The following is a 3,891-nucleotide window of genomic DNA, read 5'->3' as shown; positions in this document are numbered from 1 at the left end:
GCTCGCCCGGGTCGGGCTGCCGGATGCCGGCCCGCACCGGCCCGCGGACCTGTCCGGCGGCCAGCAGCAGCGGGTGGCGGTCGCTCGCGCGCTCGCGGCATCCCCGTCGCTCGTGCTGCTCGACGAGCCGCTGACCTCGCTCGACACCGGCACGGCGGGGGAGATCCGGGCGCTGCTGGCCGAGCTGCTCGCGGATCTCACGTGCGTGCTCGTGACGCACGACGCCGTGGACGCCGTGGCGCTGGCCGCCCGCGTGTGCGTGCTGGAGGACGGCCGCGTGACCCAGGTCGGCGCGGTGCGCGACGTGTTCGCCGAGCCGGCGACGGCGTTCGTCGCCGAGCAGGCCGGGCGCAACCGGGTGATCGGGGTCGTCGCGGACGGGGTGTGGCGGGCGGAGGGGCTGCGGATCCCCGTCCCCGGCGTCGCCGACGGACCCGCCGCGGCGGTCTTCGCGCCGAGCGCGGTCGCCGTCGCCGCGGTCGACGGCGCCGTGCGCTGGCGGGCGCGCGTCACCCGTGTCGAGCAGACGATCGGCGGCGCGCGGGTGCACGCCGCGGTGCCGCCGCTGGCCGTCGACGTGCCGCTCGCGGAGTGGGCGCAGCATCCCCTCGCCCCCGGCGACGAGATCGAGCTGTCGCTGGATCCGGCCGCGGTGAGGGTGTTCGCGAGCTGAGGGGGTGCCCGCGGCGCGCCCCGCCCGCCCGGAAGGTCAGCCGCTCGGCGCAAGACACAGGACGAACGCGCGGATGCCACCGCTGAAGGCGCTTGGCGCGGCGTGTCGACGCGAGTGTCCTGTGTTTTGCGCCGGGGTCGGGCCCGAGGGCCGATGCGGTGCCCGCCGGGGGTCAGATGCAGAGCGGATCGCCGAGGTCTATCCGTTCGCCGTCGACCGTGAAGCTGCCCTCGGCGCAGATCAGGGTGTCGGGGCTCGGGCGGACGAGCAGCGTCGTGTAGGCGCCCTGCACGTCGTGCTCGGTCGCCTCTTGTCGTTCCCCGGAGCGATCCCGTCCGCGGTCGCCGCGCTGGTGTCGATCGGGGCGATCGAGTACACCCGATCGTCGTGCAGCTCGATGCGACCCCCCGGGCAGTCGACGTAGACGATCTCGACGCCGTTCGTCGTGGTGGGATCGCCGACCTGCGCGCCGTCGATCGCGTGGCGCACCTCATCGAGGGTTATCCCGAGCCGCACGCCGTTCATTCCCGACGCACTGAGGACGGACCGTCGCTGGTGGCCGCCCGCAGCTGCGCCGCGAGCTGCGTCGTGTCCGTCGCCGAGGAGGTGACTCCGCCGCCGACCCCGCCGATGCAGGTCATCTGCTGCTGCGTGGCTTCGTCGTCGTCCACCCCGAACGCGACGACATCGATGTCGACCGACGGGTGCTGCGCATGAAGGTCGGCGACCACCTCGCATGAGGAAGGGGGCGCGCAGGTGTCCACGCCGTCGGAGATGAGCACGATATGCCCGGCCTCTCCCGACGGCAGCATCGCATACGCCTGACGCAGTGCTTCGCTGATTGAGGTGTATCCGGACGGTTAGATGCCGGCGATCGCCGAGCCCGGTGCGGCGCGCTCGAGCGGCGCGAGCTGTTGCAGTGCGGTTATGTCGGAGCATCCCGCCGCCTGCTCCGACGGGGTCGTTTCCGGTTCCGGTGCCGAAGGCGAGAAGGCCCACCTCCATGGTCTGGGGCAGCGCCTGTTTGGCGACATTCATGCGGGTCACCCCGGACTGGTCTCGCGCACCATCGACCCCGATGCGTCCAGGATGAACACGACCGGGGCGATGCCCTCCTCGGCCCTGGCTGGGGCGGCGGGCGCAAGGCCGGCAGTCAGCCCCGCGACCACCATCGCCGCGCCCGCGAGCGCTGCGGTCAGACGCCGCGTCCATCGCATGCCGTTCCCCCTCGACAGTGGTCTGCGGTCGAGCGCAATGCGCGGAGCGGGCACTCTGACCGCGGCCGTCGCCGCCGCCACGGCCCTCGCCGCTCGGTGGATGCCCCCGCTGGCAACCCACAGTAACCACGCAGCATGTCGGGCGACATGGGCAATATTCCCCGCGGAAGCCGCAGCCGCGGGGCGGACCAGAACACGGGATCCACCCACCGTCATCCACTCACCGTCGCAGGATCACGCCGATGTCGCAGCATCTCGCGGGAATCCTGCGACCGTCGCGTGATCCTGCGACGCCCGGCGCGCAGGTAGGCGTGTCTGCCCCGCGATGGCCGCTCCACGTATACTCGGATACATGGACGATCTCCGGACGATGCGTCTCACGGCCGGACTGACGCAGGCCGCGCTCGCTGCACGCGCCGGCACCGCGCGCCCGAACATCGCGGCATACGAGTCGGGCGCGAAAGCGCTCTCGCCGGAACTGCGGGCGCGTCTGATCGCGGCGATGCGTCCGAGGCCGTCGGAGGCGTTGGCGGGAAAGGAGGCCCGCGTCGCCCGGATCGCCCGTGCGCACGGTGCCACACGTGTCCGCGTGTTCGGCTCGACCGCGAAGGAGCGGGATGCCCCCGGGTCCGACCTCGACCTGCTCGTGGATCTCGCCCCTGCTACCTCGTTCTACGAGATCGTCGCCATGGAGGACGAGATCGCTGCACTCCTCGGCGTCGAGGTCGAGGTGGTCTCCGCGCGCACCGCGACGCCGGAGATGGTGCGGAGCGCGTTCGATCTGCCGCTGGCGGATCAGGTCGCTTGATGGCCGACACGGACCCGCGGGACGGGGAGCGGGAGGCGCGGTTACCGCGGAATCTCGCCGCGATCGAGGTGCATCTCCGCGAGTGCGTCGACATCGTCGAACGCGGGCACGACGCGTTCTTCGGTCCGGACTTCGTGAACCGGTACGCCGCTTACGCCGCGCTCATCCAAGTGGGAAACGCCGTGAAGGACCTTCCGAACGGCTTCCGCGCTGCGCATCCGCGGGTGCGCTGGCGTGCGCTGACGTACGTCCGCGACGAGGTCGGGCACATCTACGGCGACAGCATCGACTGGGAGGTCGTCTGGGCGGCACTCGTCGGCGACATCCCGGCGGACCTCGAGGCGATCGTCAACGTGCGCGCCGCGCTCTGAGCGTCCGGACGCGGGCGCGAAGCAGCCCGGACGGCGCGCAAAACACAGGACGAACGCGCGGATGCGGTCGCCGAAGGCGCTTCGTGCGGCGTGTCGGCCGGGGCGTCCTGTGTCGTGCGCCGGGCGCGGCGTCGGCGCCCATGGCGCGCCCCGCTCCCTCAGACCGTCCGCCCGTCCTCGATCCGCACCTCGCGGTCCACCAGCCCGGGAGGCACCGCGACGTGGGAGATGAGCACGACGGCGCGGCCGGCGTCCACCGCGCCCAGCAGGTCCGTGAGCAGGGCGTCGGATGCGGCCGGGTCGACGCCCGCGGTCGGCTCGTCGAGCACGAGCACCGGGAATCCGGTCAACAGCGCCCGGGCCAGCGCGATGCGCTGCGCCTGACCGCCGGACACGAGCGCGCCGCGCTCGCCCAGGGAGGCGTCCAGACCTCCCCGTTCGTGCGCCCAGCCGGCCAGTCCCACACGCTCGAGTGCGACCCACAGCTCGTCGTCGGATGCGGTGTCGCGCGCGAACAGCAGGTTCTGGCGCAGCGACTCGTCGAACAGGTAGGGCGACTGCTCGACGAGCCCGATCGTGCGACGCAGATCGTCGCCGCCTACGTCGCGAGCCTGCCTGCCGCCGATCTCGAACGACCCGTCGTAGTCGAGGAACCGCACGAGCACGTGCGCGAGCATCGTCTTGCCCGCCCCGCTCGGGCCGGTCACGAGCACCCGCTCGCCGGGAGACACGGACAGATCGACGTCGTGCAACCGGCCCGCGTCGCCCCGGCCACCGCATGCCGGCCAGCGCGCGCGCACGCCGCGCAGGCGCAGACCGGCG

At 72.7% G+C, this 3,891-nt stretch carries 6 protein-coding genes; 3 read left to right on the top strand and 3 right to left on the bottom strand.

Features of this window, described 5'->3' with window-relative positions; all coding sequences use genetic code 11:
* On the top strand, positions 1–673 hold a 673-nt coding region (locus tag QM626_RS01100; RefSeq protein ID WP_415073034.1), incomplete at its 5' end, for an ATP-binding cassette domain-containing protein.
* A gap of 521 nt (positions 674–1,194) precedes the next feature.
* Here QM626_RS01100 and QM626_RS01095 read toward each other — a convergent pair.
* Both QM626_RS01095 and QM626_RS01090 read right to left on the bottom strand, forming a co-directional pair.
* Positions 1,195–1,485, bottom strand: a complete 291-nt coding sequence (locus QM626_RS01095) for a hypothetical protein (protein ID WP_415073032.1) — start codon at positions 1,483–1,485, stop codon at positions 1,195–1,197.
* A gap of 231 nt (positions 1,486–1,716) precedes the next feature.
* Entirely contained in the window at positions 1,717–1,890 is a 174-nt protein-coding gene (locus QM626_RS01090) for a hypothetical protein (RefSeq protein ID WP_415073030.1), read from the bottom strand.
* 352 nt (positions 1,891–2,242) lie between these two features.
* Here QM626_RS01090 and QM626_RS01085 point away from each other — a divergent pair, with 352 nt between their 5' ends.
* Positions 2,243–2,698, top strand: coding sequence for a nucleotidyltransferase family protein (locus QM626_RS01085; protein ID WP_415073028.1), 456 nt, complete (start codon positions 2,243–2,245; stop codon positions 2,696–2,698).
* Positions 2,698–3,069, top strand: a complete 372-nt coding sequence (locus tag QM626_RS01080) for a DUF86 domain-containing protein (protein ID WP_415073026.1) — start codon at positions 2,698–2,700, stop codon at positions 3,067–3,069. The genes QM626_RS01085 and QM626_RS01080 overlap by 1 nt, the downstream gene beginning before the upstream one ends.
* A gap of 158 nt (positions 3,070–3,227) precedes the next feature.
* Here QM626_RS01080 and QM626_RS01075 read toward each other — a convergent pair.
* Positions 3,228–3,891 (bottom strand): ATP-binding cassette domain-containing protein (locus QM626_RS01075; protein WP_415073024.1); only part of this gene is annotated, 664 nt, incomplete at its 5' end.

It is taken from the genome of Microbacterium sp., from assembly GCF_047606385.1.
Taxonomy (GTDB): Bacteria; Actinomycetota; Actinomycetes; order Actinomycetales; family Microbacteriaceae; genus Microbacterium.
Note: the sequence above shows the minus strand (reverse complement) of the source record. Positions and strands in the feature narration are given on the sequence as shown.